This is a genomic window from Rhodanobacter lycopersici (assembly GCF_040812335.1).
In the GTDB taxonomy this organism is placed as follows: domain Bacteria; phylum Pseudomonadota; class Gammaproteobacteria; order Xanthomonadales; family Rhodanobacteraceae; genus Rhodanobacter_A; species Rhodanobacter_A lycopersici.
Genome location: NZ_JBFOHK010000003.1, coordinates 229,762 through 249,176, shown reverse-complemented (window position 1 = coordinate 249,176; position 19,415 = coordinate 229,762). Strand labels below are relative to the sequence as shown.

Genomic DNA, 19,415 nt, shown 5'->3' with positions numbered 1-19,415 from the left:
CGATGAGGCGGCATGGCTGCCGGCGATGGAAGGCCAGCCTTGCGGTATGCGGCAACCGTGCACGAAGAACGGCGGCCACCTTATCGGGCCTGGTCACTTATTTACAAATTAAATGATTGGATGGATTTCAGTGGCTTTGCAAATGAGCTTTGGTGCGCCCCGGGCCGCTCGGCCGCCGTTCTCCGTGCGCCCGGGCTTTGGCCAGTTCGACGAAAGCCCGGGCGGAGGCGGCCTGGTAAGCGCCTTTCCGCTGAAGCAGTACCACCGTCCGTTCGAGCAGGGCAGGGCGCAAGGCGATGGCGTGGAGGTCGTCCCCTTGGGCAACGGAGGCGGGAAGCAGGGTGGCCAGCTGCGTGCGTCGGACGATTTCCAGTACCGCGTCGACGGCGTTGGCCTCGATCGCCACGTGCGGGTGCACGTCATGCTGGCGGCAGCAGCGGTCGATCTGCTTGCGCGTGGCGAATTCTTCGGAAAGCAGCACCAGGGATTCGCGGTCGAGGGCCTGCAAGGCCATGAAGCGTTTGTGCGCGTTCGGGTGCTCCCGCCCGACCACCAGGGCGAGCGTTTCCGTTAGCAGGGCCTCGGATTCCACGTCGGCGGAGCAGGCCTGGTCGAAGGCGATGCCTACGTCGAGCTGGTCGTCGATCAACAGAGCCTCGATCCGCTCCTGGGACATTTCATGGATATCCACGGTGATGCCCGGATGACGCCGGTGAAAGGATGCGGCAAGCGGCCCGGCCAGACAGGAAGCCAGCGTCGGCATCACGCCAAGGCGCAGCGAACCCCGGCTCAGGTCCTGCACGTCGTGCAGGGCGCGCCGGCCTGCTTCGAGATCCTGCAGGGCCCGGCGCGCGTGCTGCAGGTAGGCCGTGCCGGCGTCGGTCAGGCGCGTGGTGCGACCGCTGCGGTCGAATAGCCCCGCGCCCAGGGTCTCCTCCAGCTGCCGGATCTGCTGCGACAGCGCCGGTTGCGAGACATGCAGCGCCGTCGCGGCGCGGGTGAAACCGCCATGTTCGGCGACCGCCAGGAAGTATCTGATGTGGCGCAGGAGCATGCTGCCTTATCCATAAGCAAGGACGATGGCAATCATAGTAAATGAGTCTTTTACGTTATGGATATGGACGCCTACCCTGTGCCCTTGTCACCCGGCATCCGTCCGCGCCCCCATCCAGACGCATACAGCGAGGCTCCCCATGGATTTCGTGAAACGCACCATCGACCTGGCCATGAAGAACGTGGAAGAGGGCGGCCGCCCATTCGCTACCGTGATCGTGCGCGATGGCGAAGTGATCGCCGAAAGCCCGAACCAGGTCGCCCAGACCAGGGATCCCACCGCGCATGCGGAAATCCTGGCGATCGGCGAGGCTTGCCGGAAGCTGGGCACGGAGCACCTTGACGACTGCGACATCTACATCCTGGCCAGCCCGTGTCCGATGTGCCTGGGCTCGCTGTACTACTGCAGCCCGCGCCAGGTCGTCTACATCACTACCCGCGAGGACTACGCGCCGTTCTACCGCGACGACCGCAAGTATTTCGAGCTGGATACCTTCTACGCCGAATACCCCAAGCCGATCGGTGAGCGGCGCCTGCCCATGGTGCAGCAGAAGGACGAAGGCGCGATCGCGGTGTACCGGCGCTGGCGTGAACTCAACGCACGGTGAGTCCCTGCGGGTCGGCCAGCACGCGGATCTCCACGTCGTCGACGCGCACCACCTGACCCGCGTGGATCTTGCAGGTCTTGCGCAGTTCGAGCTGGCCATCCACGGTCACCGCGCCGCTCGCCACCACGGCCTTGCCGGCGCCGCCGCTGTCGCACAGGCCGACCAGTTTCAGCAGCTGGTTCAGTTCGACGTGGTCGCGGTCGAGTTCGAAGGTGAGTCGTTGCGGCTTCATGCGGGTTCGTCATCGGGCAGGGCGAGGAAGGCGAAGAATGGCCGGTCCTGTTCCGCGGCGAAAGTGGTGGCGTCGTCCAGCACGCCGAGCAGGGTGTCGAAGTTCGTCTCGTCGGCCTGGCGCAGCGCTGCGGCATGGCCGAACAGCAGCGCATGACCCCAGGCGGGATGCCACGACGGATCGCGCAGGCAATCGGCCAGCGCGTCCCAGTTGTGGCCGAAATCGGCCGGCAACGGCAACGCGGCGGCCATGCGGCCCAGCAGTTCGGTCTTGTCGCGGCAGCCGGCAAGGTCGATGCGGCACACGCCCAGTTCCTCACGCGCCGCCGCGGTGGCCATCGTGTCCAGGTCGAACTCGTCCACGAAGTACACGCCGTTGTGGGCGGAGCGGCTGAGATCGAGGTCGACGTCGTATGCGCTCATGGCTGCCAGGTGAAGCGGCGGAAACTGCGATAGTGATCGCCGGTGTAGTAGTACACCGCGGGCGGTGTGCCGCCGGTGATGATGCGCCGCGCGCCGCGATTGTGCGCGGCGGGCGTCTCCACCGTGTACTCGTGGTAGTAGCCGCGCGGCTCTTTCGGCAGCAGGCCTTCGTAGTTGCCGAACACCACGCCGTCCTGGCGGTGCGGGAACGGACCGCCGCGTGCGATCAGCATCAGCGTGTCGCGCGCTTCGGGCGGCAGAAAAGCCGGCAGCGTGCCGCCATTGCCGCTGCTCGCCGGGGCAGTGGGCACGGTCGCCGGCGCGACCGGAGCCGGCGTGCGTGCCTGCCGGTTCCACAGCAACGCGACCGCGAGGATCGCGAGCACGAGCAGCGGCTTCCACAGGCGCATGCGGGTGATCGATAACGGGTGAGGAACGAGTCTAGCATCGGGTTGCCGCGGCCCCGCCTTCCTGTCCGCCGGAAATTGCCCGAAGTTGGGCGCTCGTCCGCGGCGCACTGGCCGCCGCGCTGGCGCTTGGCCTGTACGCGCGGCGTTATCGCGAGGTGGACAACTACCGCGCCTGATACCGGCGCAGCAGTTCGGCCAGCACGATGCCGAGCACCAGCCAGCATGCGCCCAGCGCATAACCGGCCAGCACATCGCTGAGGTAGTGCGCCTGCATGATCACGCGGCTGAGGCCGATGATCGTCACCAGTGCCACCGCGGCGGCGATCACGTCACGATGGCGTTGCGGCGGCAGCCGGCGCAGCAACAGGTAGGCGAGCAGGCCGAAGAACACCATCGAGCCGGCAGCGTGGCCGCTGGGGAAGCTGAAACCGGTTTCGGCGATGAGGCCATGGCCGTCGAACGGCCGCTGCCGCTGCACGAAGTGTTTCACGACATGGCCGCTGCCAGCGGTACCGGCCAGTGCAATGCACCAGGGTACGAACAGGCGCCAGCGTCGGCGCAGCGCCAGCACCAGGGCGACCACGCCGGCGGCCAGCGCGATCAGCCAGGGATCGCCCGCGTGGGTGACGAAGGCGACGACCTGCTGCACCCCCTGTGGAAGCTGGTCGTGCAGATCCTGCGCCAGCGTCGCGTCGAAACGGACCAGGGCGGTTTGCGCCCACACTGCCCAGGCGAGCAGCAGGAACAGCGCCGCGAGCAGCGCCAGCAGGATCACGGCTGTGCCCGGGCGCAATGCGAGGTAGCCGTCCTTGCCGGTCGCTGCCAATCGACGGCGGCGCGCGCGGCGCCAGCTGAAATCGCCGACGAGCAGGGCCAGGATCAGCACGACAGCCCACAGCGCCAGGGCGTGCTGGCTGATCCAGAGGGGAAGGGCATCCATCGAGGCTCCGGAAGCGTTCGGGGAACGGCGAAGCTTGCCGGATGGCGGGCGTGACTTCCAGCGCTGGCCCCGCCGCGGTTTTGCCGCGATAGTGGCGCGGTTCATGTCACCGGAGCCCGTGATGTCCCAGCGTCACCTTGCCCTGCGCCTGGCCGTGTGCAGTGCGTTGTTCGCCCTTGCCACCACGGCGGCGGCCCAGGTCGCACCGGCGTCGGTGGCACCGACGACCACCGCGGCGGCGGCTGTACAGCCGGCCCTGCCGGCCCAGTTGCAGGATTTCGACGCCTACATGGCCGACACCCTGAAGACCTTCAAGGTGCCGGGCATCGCGGTGGCCATCGTCAAGGACGGCAAGGTGGTGCTGGCCAGGGGCTACGGTGTGCGCGAGCTGGGCCAGCCGGCGAAGGTGGATGCGGACACGCTGTTCGCGATCGCCTCCAACACCAAGGCGTTCACCGCGGCGGCGCTGCAGATGCTGACCGACGAAGGCAAGCTGGACATGGACGGCCGGGTGATCGACTACCTGCCGTGGTTCCGCATGTCCGACCCCTACGTGACGCACGAGATGCGCATCCGCGATCTCCTGGCGCATCGCAGCGGCCTCAGCCTCGGCGCGGGCGACCTCTTGTACTGGCCGCCGACCAGCTACAGCACCGAGGATGTGGTGAAGCGCCTCGCCGACGTGCCGATCAGGAACAGCTTCCGCGGCCACTACGCCTACGACAACATCCTGTTCGCGGTGGCCACGCTGGTGATCGAGAAGGTCTCCGGCCAGCGCTATGCCGACTTCATCCGCCAGCACATCTTCCAGCCGGTGGGCATGGACGAGTCGTTGATCGACATGACCTACCTCAAGCCCGGCATGGACGTGGCCGCCGGTCACGCGCCGTACGATTTCAAGGACGTGAAGCCGGTACCGCCGATGGCCTGGCTCAACGACCCCGGCGCGGGCGGCATCTACGCCAGCGTCAACGACCTCGCCAAGTGGATGAACGTGCAGCTGGCTGGCGGCAAGCTGCCCGACGGCAAGCAGCTGTTCTCGGAAAAGAGCCATCGCGAGATGTGGTCGATGCTGACGCCGATCCCGATCGGCAAGCCCCCGATCCCCGAGCTGGCGCCGCTGGTTCCGCAGTTCTCCGGCTATGGCGAGGGCTGGTTCCTCTCCGACTACATGGGCCAGAAACTCGTCTGGCATACCGGCGGCTGGCCGGGCTTCGTCTCGCGCCTCACCCTGGTGCCCGGGCAGCACCTGGGCGTGGTGGTGCTGACCAACCAGCAATCCGGTGCCGCGTTCAATGCGATCACCTACCGCGTGCTCGACGCCTACCTCAATCCCGGACACAAGACCGACTGGGTGGCGGTGTACGACAAGGCGGTGAAGCAGGGCGAGGCCAAGGCCGACGACAGCTGGGCGAAGCACGAGGCCGCGCGCGACAAGAACGCCAAGCCCTCGCTGCCGCTTTCCGGCTACGCCGGCACCTACCGCGATCCCTGGTACGGCGACATCCTCGTCAGCGACGAAGGCGGCAAGCTGCGCCTGCGCTTCAGCAAGACCAGGCAGCTGGTCGGCACGATGACGCCGTGGCAGCACGATACCTTCATCGTGCGCTGGGACGACCGTTCGCTGGATGCCGATGCCTTCGTCAACTTCGCGCTGGACGACGACGGCCACGTGCGCGAGATGCGCATCAAGCCGATTTCGCCGCTGACCGATTTCAGCTTCGATTTCCAGGACCTGCGGCCGGTGCCGGTGAAGGTGGCTGAAAAGCAGGATTGAGCTGTGAAGCCCTCTCCCTCCGGGAGAGGGGTTTGGGGAGAGGGTTCAGTCGAAGCGGAACGCACGGCAGTACCGAACCCTCATCCGCCCTTCGGGCACCTTCTCCCGGAGGGAGAAGGGATAAGCCGATAACGCCAACCAAAGGGGATCATCATGCGTAGTCGTCCCGTAGTTGCCGCGCTGCTGAGTTGCGGCCTGCTGCTTTCCACCACCGCGCTCGCGCGCGATGCCGCGCCGGCTGTACCGGCACACCGTTTCTTCCATGTGCAGTTGGGCAGCGCCCAAACGCAAGCGGTATCCGGCCGCCTGCTGCTGTTCGCCACCACGGTGCAGGATGCCGAAGCCGCGGCGAAGCAGCATGGTGGCGACGGCAAGGTGGAGGAGGTGGACACCAGTCCGTTCTTCCCCACCCAGACCGCAGTGGCCGCGCGCGAGGTGGACCGCCTGGCACCAGGCCAGACGGTCGACATCGACGCCGACCACACCGCGTTCCCACAGGGCTGGTCGCAGCTGCCGCCGGGCGACTACTACGTGCAGGCCGTGCTGGACGTGCACCACGACTACAACTACAGCGGCCGCGATGCGGGTGACCTGGTCAGCCCGGTGGTGAAGGTGCACCTGCCCACCGCGAGCATTCCCGACCTCAGCCTGGACCGGACCCTGCCCGGGCGCGATCCGTGGCAGCTCGGCCGCCGGGCCACGCCGGACATGCAAGAGGCGCTGGCCGCGGCGCGTGCCCATGAGCACGACATCGACTTCACCAGCCCCGCGCTCACCGCGTTCTGGGGCCGGCCCATGCAGATGCATGGCCGCGTGCTGCTGCCGCCGGACTACGACGCGAAGGCGAAGGCCACGTATCCCACCGTGTATTACACGCAGGGTTTCGGCGGCAGCAACGACCGCGTGATCGGCGTCCTGGTCAGCGTCTATGCGGCGATGGCCAAGGGCGAGATGCCGCCGATGATCTGGGTGTTCCTCGACGAATCCAGCCCCACCGGCACCACCGAGTTCGCCGACTCGGTGAACAACGGGCCGTGGGGCGTGGCGCTCACCACCGAGCTGATCCCGCAACTGGAAAAGACCTACCGGATGGACGCGAAATCCAGCGGCCGCTTCCTGCAGGGCCACTCGTCGGGCGGCTGGGCCACGCTGTGGCTGCAGACGCGCTACCCGAAGATCTTCGGCGGCACCTGGTCCACCTCGCCCGATCCCAGCGACTTCCACGACTTCACCGGGGTAGACCTGTACGCGCCGCACGCCAACGTCTACCGCAAGCCGGACGGCACGCCGTATCCGCTGGTGCGCGACCACGGCAAGGTGCTGGCCACCTTCGAGCAGTTCGCGCAGCTGGAACGCGTGCTTGGTCCCTACGGCGGCCAGATGGCCTCGTTCGAGTGGGTGTTCTCGCCCAAGGGCAAGGGCGGCCGTCCGGAGCAGATGTTCAACCGTGATACCGGCGACGTCGATCCCGCCGTGGTGGCGTACTGGCGCGACCACTATGACATCGCGCACCGCCTCGCGCAGCACTGGCCCGAGCTGAAGCCCGACCTCGACGGCAAGATCCACCTCTACGTGGGCACGGCCGACACCTTCTACCTCGACGGCGCCGCGCACAAGCTCAAGGCGGTGCTGGACGGCCTGCACGCGAAGTCCGACATCCGCTTCATCCCGGACCGCACGCATTTCGACCTGTACGTCGTCGGCAAAGACCGTCAGGGACTGCTGAAGGACATCAGTTGGCAGATGTACACGGTGGCGCGGCCGCACTCCACGCTGAAGCCGACTGCCGTCGCAGCACCCTGACCGGATGGCGGGCATGGCGCGGGCTGCGAAGCCATGCGCCATGCGGGCGGCGACGGAGGGGCCGCCCGGAAACGCGCGCGGCTGCCCGGGACAACGGCAGCCCGCGGCAGGGGCGACGGGCGGACCCCGGTCTGAACGACGCGTGCGCCGTCGCGTCGCGCTCACGCCGTCTTGCGGCATAGTCGCGCGGCAAGCGCGGGGATCATTGGCGCTTGGGCTGCCATGGCGCATGGGTCCGGTTCCGCCCGAGGCGGACGTGACCGGCGCACATGGTGCGGCGGCTCGGGGGGCTCGTCGACAGGGTGGGCGCCGGCCGCTGCGACAACCAACATCGCGTAGGGAGGAGTCTGAAGATGAAAGCGTCCATCGTGTTCGCCCTGGCGTTCGGCTGCCTGCTGGCCATCCCGGCCGTGCAGGCGCAGCAGTCCGCCGCGCCCGCGGGTTCCACCGGCCAGTGCAAGGACGGCAGTTACACCAGCAATGCCACCAAGCGCGGCTCCTGCAAGGGCCACAAGGGCGTGAAGGAGTGGTATGCCGCCGCCGCCGCTCCGGCCAAGGCGGCGAAGAAGTCGTCGAAGGCGGCGGCTGCCGCGGAGGCGGCCGCACCTGCCGCCGCTGCCGCGCCTGCTGCACCTGCCGTTGCGGCAGCACCGGCGGCCGCGGCGAAGAAGTCGATGGCTGCAGCCAAGCCGGCAACCGCGGCGGCGCCTGGCGGCGGCCCGGGCATGGTCTGGGTCAACGACAGCAGCAAGGTCTACCACTGCCAGGGCGACAAGTGGTACGGCAAGACCAAGCACGGCGAGTACATGAGCGAAGCCGACGCCAAGGCCAAGGGCAACAAGCCAGAGCACGGCAAGGCCTGCAGCCCGTAATCCTGTAATCCCGGAAAGCCGCCGCCGTCAGGCGGCTGGAATACGAAGGCCGGCGCAAGCCGGTCTTCGCTTATGGCGGCAAAGTAGTGGCGGCTACGCCGCGCGCCACGGATCGTAGCTGCCGAACGACCACAGGTGGCCTTCCGGATCGCGGCAGCTGTAGCCGGCGCCACCGTAGTCCTTCTCCTCGTAGTCGTCCACGATCTCGGCACCGGCGACCCTGGCATGGTCGTAGTGGGCCCTGCAGTCGGCGACCACCACATAGGTGCACTGGGTTTCGCGGCCACCGATCTCGTCGGGCTGGGCGATGCGCCGTCCGAACGTATCGTCGCGCACGCTGCCCAGCATCAGCATGCCGCCGCCATGGACGAGCTGCGCGTGCGCCACGCTGCCGGCATCGTCGTCGTACACCGCATGCTGTTCGAAGCCGAAAGCGTGGCACAGCCAGTCGAGCATGGCATGGGCGTCGCGGTAGCGCAGGCAGGGGATCAGGGTGCTGCCGTGAGCGGGGGCTGCCATGGCGTACTCCATGGGTGGCGGGCATGCACACCCTACGCCCACAAGGTCTCGCGGTCTCGCGGGCTTTTCCGTGCCGCCGTCACGAAGCCTGGGATGGCGCCGCAGGGCTGTCCTCGCCCAGCGGCCCCAGGGTGCGCACCACCATGCTCTGCGGCGTGGACAACGGCAGCTGCGCCTCGCGCAGGCGTTGCAGGATGTCGAACAGGATGTCGCTCTTCACCGCCGTCACATCGCGCGGGCTGCGCACGTAGGAGGTGATGCTGAAGGTCATCGAACTGGCGTTGATGTTGTCCAGCCGCACCACCGGCGCCGGGGTGTTCAGCGTGGACGGATGCGCCTTCAGCGCGTCCAGCATCAACTGGCGCGCGCGCGCCGCGTCGGTGTCCAGCGGCATCGGCAGCATGATGCGCACGCGGCCCTGCGCGCTGGCGTGGGTCACGTTGCGCACGGTCTGGGTGATCAGCTGCGAGTTCGGCACGATCACGGTGGAGCGGTCCCACAGCTGGATCTCGGTGGCGCGCACATTGATGCGGCGGATGTCGCCCTCGACCTCGCTGGACAGGCTGACCCAATCGCCCACCTTCACCGGGCGCTCCACCAGCAGGATCAGGCCGGAGATGAAGTTCTGCACCACCGCCTGCAGGCCGAAGCCGATGCCCACCGACAGCGCGCTGGCGATCCACGCGATGCTCTGCAGGCTCACCCCGCACGCGGCCAGCGCCAGCGCAAACACCAGCACGCCGCCCAGGTAGCCGAGCAGGGTGACGATGGAGTCGCGCATGCCCGGGTCCATCGCGGTCTTGGGCAGCAACTGTTCGCCCAGCCAGCGCTTGAGCATGCGCAGTAGGACCAGGCCCAGCACGAACACCGCGATCGCGCCCAGCACGGTGCCGGGGGCGATAGTCAAGCGCCCCAGCGTATGTCCGCTGAACAGTTGCAGTGTGCGCTGCGCCAGTTCCGTCGGGCCGGCGTCGAATGGCGCCAGCACCAGCGCCAGCGCAGCCAGGGCCAGCAGCACCCGGGTGATGCCGGTGAGCACGGTGGCGGCCTGTTCCAGCGTGCCGGGGGCGAGGTCGAAGCCAGCCTGCAGGTGCGCTCCGCTGCGGCCGTGCGGCGACAGCAGCGTCTCGAACAGGTCGTGCACCAGCTGCATCAGCAGGTACAGGCAGGCGGCCACCAGCCCGGTCCACAACATCTGCCAGGCCACAAAGAAGGCCAGCGCGACATAGCCAAGGCACACCGAGAGCCAGCACACCGCCACGCCCAGCATGGCGGCGAAGCCCATCAGGCCCACCCACAGTGGTCGTCGCGCTTGCGGGTCGCCGACCACATCTGCCGCGCGCCGCGCGCGCCGCAGGTGCAGCAGCACCAGGCCGATCAGCGCGCTGACCAGCAGCGCCAGCAGCGCGTGCAGCAGCACCGTGGCCGGCAGGCTGGAGCCGATGCTGCGGATGATCCGCTCGGTCAGCCACACCAGCAGCGAGGCGCCGCCGAGCAGCCACGGGTAGCGCCGCAGGCGCTGCGCCGCAAGATCCGTCAGCGGCAGCAGCCGCCACGAGGCGCGTCGGGCCGACAGCATCGCACTGCCCAGGCCGGCCATCAGGGCGGCGAGGCAGACGGCGCGCACGATGGACGTGGCCATGGTGTCCAGGTCCGCATCGAGCGTGTCGTTCCAGTCGACGCCCAGGTGCACCAGCCTGGCGGCCAGCCCCAGCACCAGCGTGGTGGACAGCGCCATCACCGCTGCCATGGCGCTGCGGCGCAGGTGGCCGTCCGGCAGCCAGTGCGTGGCGACGAACTGCCACAGCCGCTGCAACGTCCAGCGGCCGCCGGCGAGCAGTAGCGCGGCGGCGGCCAGGCACAGCAGCAGCGGCTGCCGGTTCGGTGGCTGCCAGGCGTCGCTCCAGGCATCGGACCAGCGCGCGGCGAGGCGCTGGAAGCGGGTCAGGTCGTTCGGCAGCGAGTGCGCCTGGTCGGACCAGAACGCGTGGCCCAGCGGCGTGTTCGTGCGCGCGGCCAGCCGAGCCTGGAACTGGTCGTTGCGCAGGCCGGTGATCTGCGCCACCAGCTGCAGCGCATCCAGGCCCAGCGATTTCGCCTGCACGATCTGCGCGTTGAGATTGGCCTGCGCCTTGTCCAGCTGGCGGCGCTGCACGGCCACTTCCGGCGCCTCCGGTGGGCCGCCCTTGGCCGGTGGCGGACCCAGCACGGTGAGCTGCGCCTGCAGCGCGGTCATCTGCGGCATGAGGCTGTCGGCCAGCTGGCGCGCCTGGTCCTGCACCTGCATTGCACTGGTGCGCAGATCGGCCAGCGGGGTACTGCCGGCCTTGCCCTGTTGTGCGTTCTGCAACGCGGCCTTCGCCGTGTCGAGCTGGTTGCTCAGCTGCTGCAGGGTCTGCGCCGGCGTGGCGGCAGGCGTGGAACTGTCCGCATCGGCACGCGCCCAGGCAGGGGCGGCGCCGAACGCCAGCGCCAAGGCCAGCAGGATCGCCGGAAACGCCGGCAGGCGTGTGAGCGGGGTAGGCATGGCCGGCATGATCCGAGCGGCGTCGCGGGCGGTCAATCGGCCGGGCCAGGCGGACTGGGGTGGCGTTCAGCCGGAACACGCATACAAGCGGGTGGACCTTGGCCTTTGCCGGGCGCATTCCTGCTGTCCTGTTGACACAACATGTTTGCAATGCAAACCTATTTGCAACGAGGTGCATTTTGAGGTTGCACATGGTTGGCGGGATGCAAGAGCGATTGTGCGAGCTGGAATCCCTGACCCGCGATTACGCGCGTTATTCGCGCAGCGCAGGTGGATTGGCTTCCGTACTGGGTGGCGTGTTCTGCCTGTCCTCGTATCTGCTTGGTGGCCTGCTGCCGTTGACACCGCTGTTGCGCATCGGGCTGGTGGCCCTGCCGCTCGTATGGCTGCTGGCCAGGTGGAGCATGGTGCATCGCTATTACCAGCGCCTCGGCCACGTGGAGGAACAGGAAGGCACGGCCGAGCACCGCACCCATCGTCTTTGCGTCGGCGTGACGCTGGTGGTGGCCGCGCTGCAGACGGTTTCGGCGCTGATGCATGGCGTGCAGCCGTCGCCGGGCGTGACCGCCTATCTCGCGCTGGTCTGGCTGTTGGTGCTGGCGGGCTGGCGCTGGCTGCGCAGTCCGCTGGATTTCGTCGTCGGCGTGTTCCTGTTCTGCCAGGCCGCGCTGCTGTGCGTGGGCCGTGTCTATCCGGTGATCGGTACCAGTGCCGCGCTGGACGCCCTGCCGATGGAACTGCTGGCTTTGCTGTTTCCGCTGGCGGCGCTGCTGATGGTCGCCCGCGGCATGGCCGATCATCGCCGTTTCCTGCAACTGCGTGAGCGCTTGTTGCGCCTGCGCAATGCCGTGGCGGGTGAGTCATGAACGCACCGTCGCGCATCGGCGAGGTGATGGCACTGGACCGGCTGGTGCACGAGCCGGCGCGGTTGCTGATCCTGGCCGTGCTGGCCAATGCGAAGGAGGTGGAATTCCGTTTCCTCGAGCAGGTCAGCGGGCTCAGCAAGGGCAACCTCTCCAGCCACATGAGCAAGCTGGAGGCGGGCGGCCTGGTCGAGGTGAAGAAGAGCTTCCGCGGCAAGCGCCCGCTGACCGAGCTGCGCATCACCGCCGCCGGCCGCAAGGCGCTGGCCGATTACCGGCAGAGCCTCGCGATGGTGATGCGGGAGTTGCCGACGCCTGGCGTCGTGGCGAAGCGGAAGTAGGCGCCTGCCGTCCGGTTTTCGATCCATCAACCAAGGGGAACCAACCATGTCGGGTGCCATCGTCGTCTTCATCGTCATTCTCGTCGCCGCCGCCGGCAGCCATGCCGCGCGCAGGAAACGCACGAAGAAATAAAGCCTGCCCTTGCGAACCGGCGGATGCGCATCCACGCTAGGTATCTCCCCCGCAAGACGTGCGTCCCCATGATCTTCCGCTGGTTCGAATCCCTGATCGACGCGTTCAAGGAGCCGGTCGACGGCATGCCGCCGCAATCGGTGTGGCGCTTCTATGCGTTCTACCTGCGCCAGGTGTGGCCGGTGTTCGTGGCGGCGATCGTGGTCGGCTTCGTGGTGGCCATCATCGAGGTGTCGCTGTTCGGCTTCATCGGCAGCATCGTGGACATGGCCAAGGGCGTGCCTGCGGCGGACTTCTTCCACAAGCACGGCCGCGAACTGCTGGGCATGGCGCTGGTGGCGCTGGTGGCGCGGCCGGTGTTCAACGGCCTGCACGACCTGCTGGTGAACCAGGCCATCGTGCCCAGCCTCACCAACCGCATCCGCTGGCAGAACCACCGCTACGTGATCCGCCAGAGCCTGGGCTTCTTCCAGAACGATTACGCCGGGCGCATCGCCAATCGCATCATGCAGACGGGCGGCTCGCTGCGCGAGTCGGCGGTGCAGATCGTGGACGCGATCTGGTACGTCACCATCTACACCGGCAGCGCCATCGCGCTGTTCGCCCATGCGGATTTCTGGCTGGCCGCGCCGCTGGTGGCCTGGGTGTTCGCCTACGTCGGGCTGCTGTGGCTGTTCATCCCGCGCATCAAGCAGCGCTCGTGGAAGGCCTCCGAGGCACGCTCGAAGCTGATGGGCCGCATCGTGGACGGCTACAGCAACGTGCTAACGCTGAAGCTGTTCGCACATACCCGGCGCGAGGAGGCCTACGTGGCCGAGGCGATGGGCGAGCAGACCGACAAGCTGCGACGCATGACCCGCGTCACCACCGTGATGGACGCCAGCATCGCCACGCTCAACGGCTTCCTGATCACCGGCACCTCGGCGCTGGCGTTGTGGCTGTGGAGCGAAGGGCGGGTGACGGTGGGCGCGATCGCCCTGTCCACCGGCCTGGTGATCCGCATCAACAACATGTCCGGCTGGATCATGTGGGTGGTCAACGGCATCTTCGAGAACGTGGGCACGGTACAGGACGGCATCACCACCATCGCGCAGCCGCGCGCGGTGCAGGACCGCGAGGGCGCGATGCCGCTGGAGGTGACCAACGGTGCCGTGCACTTCCACGACATCCATTTCCACTACGGCAAGAAGGGCGGCGTGATCGCAGGCTTGGAACTGGCCGTGCGCGCAGGCGAGAAGATCGGTCTGGTCGGACCGAGCGGCGCGGGCAAGTCCACGATGGTGAACGTGCTGCTGCGCCTCTACGACCTGGAGGACGGCCGCATCACCATCGACGGCCAGGACGTGGCGCAGGTGACGCAGGAAAGCCTGCGCTCGCAGATCGGCGTGGTGACCCAGGACACCTCGCTGCTGCACCGCTCGATCCGCGACAACATCCTCTACGGCCGGCCCGACGCCAGCGAGGCGCAGATCCACGAGGCCGTGCGCAAGGCGCGAGCCGACGAGTTCATCCCCACCCTGGTCGACGGCGAGGGCCGTACCGGTTACGAAGCCCTGGTGGGCGAGCGCGGCGTGAAGCTGTCCGGTGGTCAGCGCCAGCGCATCGCGATCGCTCGTGTGCTGCTCAAGGACGCGCCGATCCTGGTGCTGGACGAGGCCACCAGCGCGCTGGATTCCGAAGCCGAGGCGGCGATCCAGGACAGCCTGGACCTGCTGATGCAGGGCAAGACGGTGATCGCCATCGCGCACCGCCTGTCCACCATCGCGCGCATGGACCGGCTGGTGGTGCTGGACAAGGGGCGGATCGTCGAAACCGGCACGCATGCCGAGCTGGTGGCGCGCGACGGCCTGTATGCGCGGCTGTGGAAGCGGCAGACGGGCGGCTTCGTGGCGGTGGAGGACGAGTCGGCTTGAAACACCAAGGCTAGGCGTCTGCGCGCCTGGCCTTGGTTTTGGTTGCTTGCATATACGCTGCCGAGCGAATCCCTCGCCCTCCGGGAGAGGGTGCCGACCTGCAGGCGCTGACGCGTCTGCGGAACGGCGTAGCCGGCCCCGCAGGGGGTGAGCGCCATGGATGCGCGAATCCAGGCGGGTGAGGGTACGTGCGGAGCGAGACATTTCGGTATTGCCGAACCCTCACCCCAACCCCTCTCCCGACGGGAGAGGGGCTCTGAGCTCGCAGGTGCCGCCTTACATCCCGATCGCGGTCTCCGCCTTTACGTACGGCAGGCCGTGAGCCTCGGCCACCGGCTCGCAGGTCAGCTTGCCTTCGCAGACATTGAGGCCGTTGCGCAGGTGCACGTCCTGCGCCAGCGCCTTCTTCCAGCCGTTGTTGGCGAGCGACAGCGCGAACGGCAGGGTGACGTTGTTGAGCGCGAAGGTGGAGGTGCGCGCCACGGCGCCCGGCATGTTGGCCACGCAGTAGTGCACCACGCCGTCGACCACGTAGGTCGGGTCGGCGTGGGTGGTGGCGTGCGAGGTTTCCACGCAGCCGCCCTGGTCGATCGCGACGTCGACGATCACCGAACCCGGCTTCATGGTCTTCAGCATGTCGCGGGTGACCAGCTTGGGCGCGGCGGCGCCGGGGATCAGCACGGTGCCGATCAGCAGGTCGGCGCGGCGCACCAGCTCCTCGATCGCGGCACGGGTGGAGAACACGGTGGAGATCGCGGTGCCGAACTGGGCGGCGAGGCGCTTCAGCGCATCAGCCGAGCGATCCACCACGGTGACCTTGGCGCCCATGCCCACGGCGATGGTCGCCGCGTGGGTGCCGGACACGCCGCCGCCCAGGATCACCACTTCCGCCGCCGGCACGCCGGGCACACCGCCCAGCAGCACGCCGCGGCCGCCCTGGGCCTTCTCCAGCGAGTGCGCGCCCACCTGCGGGGCGAGACGGCCGGCCACTTCGGACATCGGCGTCAGCAGCGGCAGCGTGCCGTTCGCGGCGGTCACCGTCTCGTAGGCGACGCAGATGGCGCCTGAGTCGATCAGGTCTTTCGTCTGCTCCAGGTCGGGTGCGAGGTGCAGGTAGGTGAACAGGATCTGGCCCTTGCGGAGCTTCTTGCGCTCGACGGCCAGCGGCTCCTTCACCTTCACGATCATGTCGGCTTCGGCAAAGATCGGATCGGGGCCGGTCGCGATGGTCGCGCCCGCCGCGACGTAGTCGGCGTCGCTGATGCCCGCGCCTTGGCCCGCGCCGGTTTCCACCACCACCTGGTGGCCGTGGTGCACCAGTTCCTGCACGGACGAGGGGATGAGGCCCACGCGGTACTCGTGGTTCTTGATTTCTTTCGGCACACCGATGCGCATGGCTGGCTGTCTCTCGCTGGGTGGATAAGTGGTGGAGCCGGTCCGCATGCAGACCGGAGCTGCAGAAGTATGATCCGCGTGTCGAGCAATTTCCCGCGGATTTGTCGGCTTACTGTCTGCAACAGTAGAATCTTTGGCGACAAAGATTCATATGGATGAAATTTCGTGTCACATCCTGGCGTGGAGCTCGACGAGCGCGACCGCAGCATCCTCCAGCTGCTGCAGGAAGACGGGCGCCTGACCAACGTCGAGTTGGCCCAACGGATCAATCTGTCGCCCTCGGCCTGCCTGCGCCGGGTGAAGCTGCTGGAGGAGCGCGGCCTGATCTCGCGCTACGTGATGCTGCTCGACGAAAAGGCCGTGGGCCTGTCGGGCACCGCCTTCGTGCTGGTGACGCTGGACCAGCAGGGGCGCGCCGCGCTCGACACGTTCGAGTCGGCGATCCAGCGTCATGCGGAGGTCACCGAGTGCTGCCTGCTCGCCGGAACCGCCGACTACATGGTGCGCGTGGCCTATGCCGACTCCGCGGATTTCGAGCGCATCCATACCGACATCCTCACCCAGCTGCCCGGCGTGGTGCGCGTGCAATCCACGCTGGCGCTGCGCACGGTGAAAAAGACCACGGCGCTGCCGGTGTAGCCGCCCGTGGTCGGTCAGATGTGCGGAGGTGAGCCATCAAGCCCTCTCTATGCCCTTAGTCATGTTCCCTGAGCCTGCCGGCTGCCGGACACTCGGGGAACATTCGTAGGGGATTACGAGCATGCGCCTCAAGCCGCTGGCTTCCGCCTTCGCCTGTGCGTTGACTTCATTCGGGGTGTCGCTGCTGGTGGCTACCCCGGCCGCCGCGCAACAGAGACCCGATCCACAGGCCCAGTTGATCGCCAAGCGCAATGCCATCGAGAAGGAGCTCGAGCAGGTCGCGGTGATCGACCGCAAGGTGATGGTGAAGATGCGCGACGGCAAGCTGATGGCCGCCGACATCTATCGCCCGAAGGGCGCAGGCAAGGTGCCGATCATCTTTTCGCGCACGCCGTACAACTTCAATTTCTGGGACGTGAAGCTCGGTGCGCCGCGCGACATGACGCGCGAGCTCGATGCGGTCAAGCACGGCTATGCGTACGTGGAGATGCAGGAGCGCGGCCACTTCTTCTCCGAGGGGAACTACGACATTCTCGGCATGCCGCTGAGCGACGGCAGCGACGAGCTCAAGTGGATGTCATCGCAGCCATGGTCCAACGGCAAGGTCGGCACCACCGGCTGCTCGTCGACCGCCGAGTGGCAGCTTGCCGTGGTGGCGCAGAACGACCCCGCATTGGCCACGTTCAACGTGCAGGGTTTCGGCGCCGGCATCGGCAAGGTTGGCCCGTACTACGAGCAGGGCAACTGGTACCGCGGCGGCGCGGTGCAGATGCTGTTCATTTCCTGGATCTACGACTACGGCATCCAGAACCAGACGCGGCCGCTGTTCCCGCACGGCACCTCGCAGGCGGACCTGGTCAACGCGTCGCACTTCTACGATCTCGCTCCGCAGATGCCGCCGGTCGACTGGAACAAGGCGTTCTGGCACCTGCCCGAGAAAGACATGATCAAGGCCGTGGGCGGCCCGCCGGGCATCTTCGAGACGCACATGCCGGTGGCCACCGGCGGCGACATGATCGCGCGCACGCCCAACGACCCCGCCTGGTACAAGGGCGGACTGTGGAACGAAAAGCTCAAGGTCAGCAAGCCGGGCCTGTGGTTCATGAGTTGGTTCGACGTTTCCGTGTCGCCCAATCTCGCCGCCTACAACGAGGTGCGCCGCACCGCGCCGAAAGCCGTCGCCGACCAGCAATACGCGATCATCGCGCCGGTGCTGCATTGCGCGTATACGCGTGCCAGCGAGCACACCATGATCGGCGACCTCGACGTGGGCGATGCGCGCTTCGACTACAACGATCTCGTCTACGGCTGGTTCGATCACTATCTCAAGGGCGAAGACAGCCCGATCCTGGATAAGCAGCCCGGGGTGATGTACTACGTGATGGGCGCGAACCGCTGGGAGAAGTCCGACACCTGGCCGCCGGCCGGGGCCAGGACGCAGGATCTCTACTTCACCAGCGAGGGCCAGGCCAACACGCTCTACGGCAACGGCGAACTCGTCGACACGCCGCCCGCTGCGGACCATCCCGACCAGTTCGTCTACGACCCGGAAAATCCGGTGCCCACCTTTGGCGGTGGCGGTTGCTGCCAGGGCTCGGCGGTGAAATTCGGCTCCTACGACCAGCGTCCGCAGGAAACCCGCAACGACATCCTGGTCTACGACTCCAAGCCGTTCGAGCAGGGTACCGAAGTCAGCGGGCCGATCACGGTGACGCTGTATGTTTCCTCGAGCGCGAAGGACACCGACTTCACCTTCAAGGTGAGCGACGTGTATCCCGACGGCCGCGCCTTCAACATCACCGAAAACATCCAGCGCATGCGCTACCGCAACGGCTACGACAAGCCGCTGGCGTGGCTGTCGCCCGGCCAGACATACAAGGTCACCTTCCAGCCGATCGACACCAGCTACTACTTCAAGCCGGGGCACAAGCTGCGCGTGGATGTTTCCAGCAGCAATTTCCCGCGCTTCGACCGCAACCTCAACACCGGCGGCAACAACTACGACGAAGTCAAAGGCGTCATCGCCCGCAACGTGATCCATCACGACAGCCAGCATCCGTCCAGGATCACCATCACGGTGGTGCCGAATGGTGAGCCGGTCGCGGAGGGGAAGACCGGCAAGAGCGGTTGATGGGGTTGCTTCAACGCGTTTTCACTTGACTCTGGACCTTGATCAAAGGTCTAGACTTGTCCCATGAACACGCAAACCGCTTCCCTCACCATCGGTGCCGTCGCCAAGCGCGTCGGCGTGGCCATCGACACCATTCGCTACTACGAGCGCGAGGGCCTGCTGCCCGAACCGCTGCGGCGCGCTTCCGGCTATCGCAGCTATGACGAAGGCACCATCGCGCAGCTGCGCTTCATCCGTCGCGCCAAGGAACTGGGCTTTACGCTGGAGGAAATCCGCGAGCTGCTGGCGCTGTCGGCGGATCGCCAGCGCGGGGTGAAGGCAGTGAAGCAGCGCGCCGAGCGGCGGCTGGCGGCGATCGAGCAGCGCATCGTCGAACTGCAGCGCGTGCGCGACGGGCTGGCGCAACTGGTGGCCTCGTGCCCCGGCCACGGCAAGCCGGAGGAATGTCCGATCCTGCGTGCGCTGAGCGACGAGGAGGCGCAGGCATGAACGGGCAGGGAAGCTGCTGTGCGTCGATGGGCAGCGCAGACATTGCGGCGCGCGATCCGGTGTGCGGGATGGTGGTCGATCCGGCCATTTCGCGGCATCGCAGCGTGCATGCGGGCAGCGAGGTGCATTTCTGCTGCGCCGGTTGCAAGGTGAAGTTCGATGCGGAACCGGAGCGTTATCTCGGTGGCGTTCCCGCCACCGCGGACGGCTGCTGCCCGTCGAAGCTTGTGTCGTTGGCGCTGCCCGTGCAAACGCCGGATGAAACCCATCCGCCGCCGGGTGAACCCCTCTCCCTCTTGCAGGGGAGGTGGGACGACCTGCAGGCGCGGAAGTCCCTGCGGAACGAGG

General features: G+C 67.3%; 18 protein-coding genes and 1 pseudogene. 11 read left to right on the top strand and 8 right to left on the bottom strand.

What is annotated here, in order from left to right; all coding sequences use genetic code 11:
• Positions 1 to 127: 127 nt before the first annotated feature.
• On the bottom strand, positions 128 to 1,054 hold the full coding sequence (cynR, locus tag ABQJ54_RS12485; RefSeq protein WP_367854636.1) for a transcriptional regulator CynR: 927 nt from the start codon (positions 1,052 to 1,054) through the stop codon (positions 128 to 130).
• A 139-nt stretch (positions 1,055 to 1,193) separates the two neighbouring features.
• Between cynR and ABQJ54_RS12480 the strand changes: the two genes are divergently transcribed.
• Entirely contained in the window at positions 1,194 to 1,661 is a 468-nt protein-coding gene (locus ABQJ54_RS12480) for a nucleoside deaminase (protein ID WP_367854635.1), read from the top strand.
• Here the strand turns inward: ABQJ54_RS12480 and ABQJ54_RS12475 are convergent.
• The 4 genes from ABQJ54_RS12475 to ABQJ54_RS12460 all read right to left on the bottom strand — a co-directional run bounded on the left by ABQJ54_RS12475 (position 1,648) and on the right by ABQJ54_RS12460 (position 3,665).
• Positions 1,648 to 1,893 carry an RNA-binding S4 domain-containing protein gene (locus tag ABQJ54_RS12475; RefSeq protein ID WP_367854634.1) on the bottom strand — a complete coding sequence of 82 codons (246 nt, stop codon included), beginning with the start codon at positions 1,891 to 1,893 and terminating at the stop codon, positions 1,648 to 1,650. The genes ABQJ54_RS12480 and ABQJ54_RS12475 overlap by 14 nt on opposite strands.
• Positions 1,890 to 2,315, bottom strand: a complete 426-nt coding sequence (locus ABQJ54_RS12470) for a barstar family protein (protein WP_367854633.1) — start codon at positions 2,313 to 2,315, stop codon at positions 1,890 to 1,892. Before ABQJ54_RS12470 ends, ABQJ54_RS12475 begins: the two co-directional genes overlap by 4 nt.
• Positions 2,312 to 2,725 (bottom strand): guanyl-specific ribonuclease, encoded by a 414-nt coding sequence (locus ABQJ54_RS12465; protein WP_367854632.1) that lies wholly within the window; start codon positions 2,723 to 2,725, stop codon positions 2,312 to 2,314. The genes ABQJ54_RS12470 and ABQJ54_RS12465 overlap by 4 nt, the downstream gene beginning before the upstream one ends.
• A 163-nt stretch (positions 2,726 to 2,888) precedes the next feature.
• Complete coding sequence (locus ABQJ54_RS12460) at positions 2,889 to 3,665, bottom strand: phosphatase PAP2 family protein (protein ID WP_367854631.1); 777 nt, start codon at positions 3,663 to 3,665, stop codon at positions 2,889 to 2,891.
• A gap of 121 nt (positions 3,666 to 3,786) precedes the next feature.
• On the opposite strand from ABQJ54_RS12460, the gene ABQJ54_RS12455 reads away from it, so the two are divergent.
• From ABQJ54_RS12455 to ABQJ54_RS12445, 3 genes are all read left to right on the top strand, one after another.
• A complete protein-coding gene (locus ABQJ54_RS12455) occupies positions 3,787 to 5,442 on the top strand; it encodes a serine hydrolase (RefSeq protein WP_367854630.1) in 1,656 nt (551 codons plus the stop codon).
• A 153-nt stretch (positions 5,443 to 5,595) separates the two neighbouring features.
• Positions 5,596 to 7,245, top strand: a complete 1,650-nt coding sequence (locus tag ABQJ54_RS12450) for an alpha/beta hydrolase (protein ID WP_367854629.1) — start codon at positions 5,596 to 5,598, stop codon at positions 7,243 to 7,245.
• A 353-nt stretch (positions 7,246 to 7,598) separates the two neighbouring features.
• Positions 7,599 to 8,117 carry a DUF3761 domain-containing protein gene (locus ABQJ54_RS12445; RefSeq protein WP_367854628.1) on the top strand — a complete coding sequence of 173 codons (519 nt, stop codon included), beginning with the start codon at positions 7,599 to 7,601 and terminating at the stop codon, positions 8,115 to 8,117.
• A 93-nt stretch (positions 8,118 to 8,210) separates the two neighbouring features.
• Here ABQJ54_RS12445 and ABQJ54_RS12440 read toward each other — a convergent pair whose 3' ends face one another.
• A complete protein-coding gene (locus ABQJ54_RS12440; RefSeq protein WP_367854627.1) occupies positions 8,211 to 8,636 on the bottom strand; it encodes a VOC family protein in 426 nt (141 codons plus the stop codon).
• A 79-nt stretch (positions 8,637 to 8,715) separates the two neighbouring features.
• Positions 8,716 to 11,163: a DUF3772 domain-containing protein gene (locus tag ABQJ54_RS12435; RefSeq protein ID WP_367854626.1), complete on the bottom strand. Its 2,448-nt coding sequence runs from the start codon at positions 11,161 to 11,163 to the stop codon at positions 8,716 to 8,718.
• Between the two features lie 203 nt (positions 11,164 to 11,366).
• On the opposite strand from ABQJ54_RS12435, the gene ABQJ54_RS12430 reads away from it, so the two are divergent.
• The 3 genes from ABQJ54_RS12430 (at position 11,367) to ABQJ54_RS12420 (ending at position 14,413) form a co-directional block, all read left to right on the top strand.
• The gene (locus ABQJ54_RS12430; RefSeq protein WP_367854625.1) at positions 11,367 to 12,029 is read left to right on the top strand and encodes a hypothetical protein; all 663 of its coding nucleotides are present in this window, start codon (positions 11,367 to 11,369) and stop codon (positions 12,027 to 12,029) included.
• A complete protein-coding gene (locus tag ABQJ54_RS12425) occupies positions 12,026 to 12,367 on the top strand; it encodes a transcriptional regulator (RefSeq protein WP_367854624.1) in 342 nt (113 codons plus the stop codon). Before ABQJ54_RS12430 ends, ABQJ54_RS12425 begins: the two co-directional genes overlap by 4 nt.
• Positions 12,368 to 12,571: 204 nt before the next feature.
• Complete coding sequence (locus tag ABQJ54_RS12420; protein ID WP_367854902.1) at positions 12,572 to 14,413, top strand: ABC transporter ATP-binding protein; 1,842 nt, start codon at positions 12,572 to 12,574, stop codon at positions 14,411 to 14,413.
• Positions 14,414 to 14,689: 276 nt separating this feature from the next.
• Here the strand turns inward: ABQJ54_RS12420 and ald are convergent, their stop codons facing one another.
• Positions 14,690 to 15,808, bottom strand: a complete 1,119-nt coding sequence (gene ald, locus ABQJ54_RS12415) for an alanine dehydrogenase (RefSeq protein ID WP_367854623.1) — start codon at positions 15,806 to 15,808, stop codon at positions 14,690 to 14,692.
• 165 nt (positions 15,809 to 15,973) lie between these two features.
• On the opposite strand from ald, the gene ABQJ54_RS12410 reads away from it, so the two are divergent.
• From ABQJ54_RS12410 to ABQJ54_RS19145, 4 genes and pseudogenes are all read left to right on the top strand, one after another.
• A complete protein-coding gene (locus tag ABQJ54_RS12410; protein WP_367854622.1) occupies positions 15,974 to 16,447 on the top strand; it encodes an Lrp/AsnC family transcriptional regulator in 474 nt (157 codons plus the stop codon).
• Positions 16,448 to 16,568: 121 nt separating this feature from the next.
• On the top strand, positions 16,569 to 18,578 hold the full coding sequence (locus tag ABQJ54_RS12405) for a CocE/NonD family hydrolase (RefSeq protein WP_367854621.1): 2,010 nt from the start codon (positions 16,569 to 16,571) through the stop codon (positions 18,576 to 18,578).
• A gap of 63 nt (positions 18,579 to 18,641) precedes the next feature.
• Positions 18,642 to 19,067: a MerR family transcriptional regulator gene (locus ABQJ54_RS12400; protein ID WP_367854620.1), complete on the top strand. Its 426-nt coding sequence runs from the start codon at positions 18,642 to 18,644 to the stop codon at positions 19,065 to 19,067.
• Positions 19,022 to 19,240 (top strand): annotated as a pseudogene (locus ABQJ54_RS19145) (YHS domain-containing protein); the annotation flags it as partial. The gene ABQJ54_RS12400 and the pseudogene ABQJ54_RS19145, both read left to right, overlap by 46 nt.
• Positions 19,241 to 19,415: the final 175 nt, after the last annotated feature.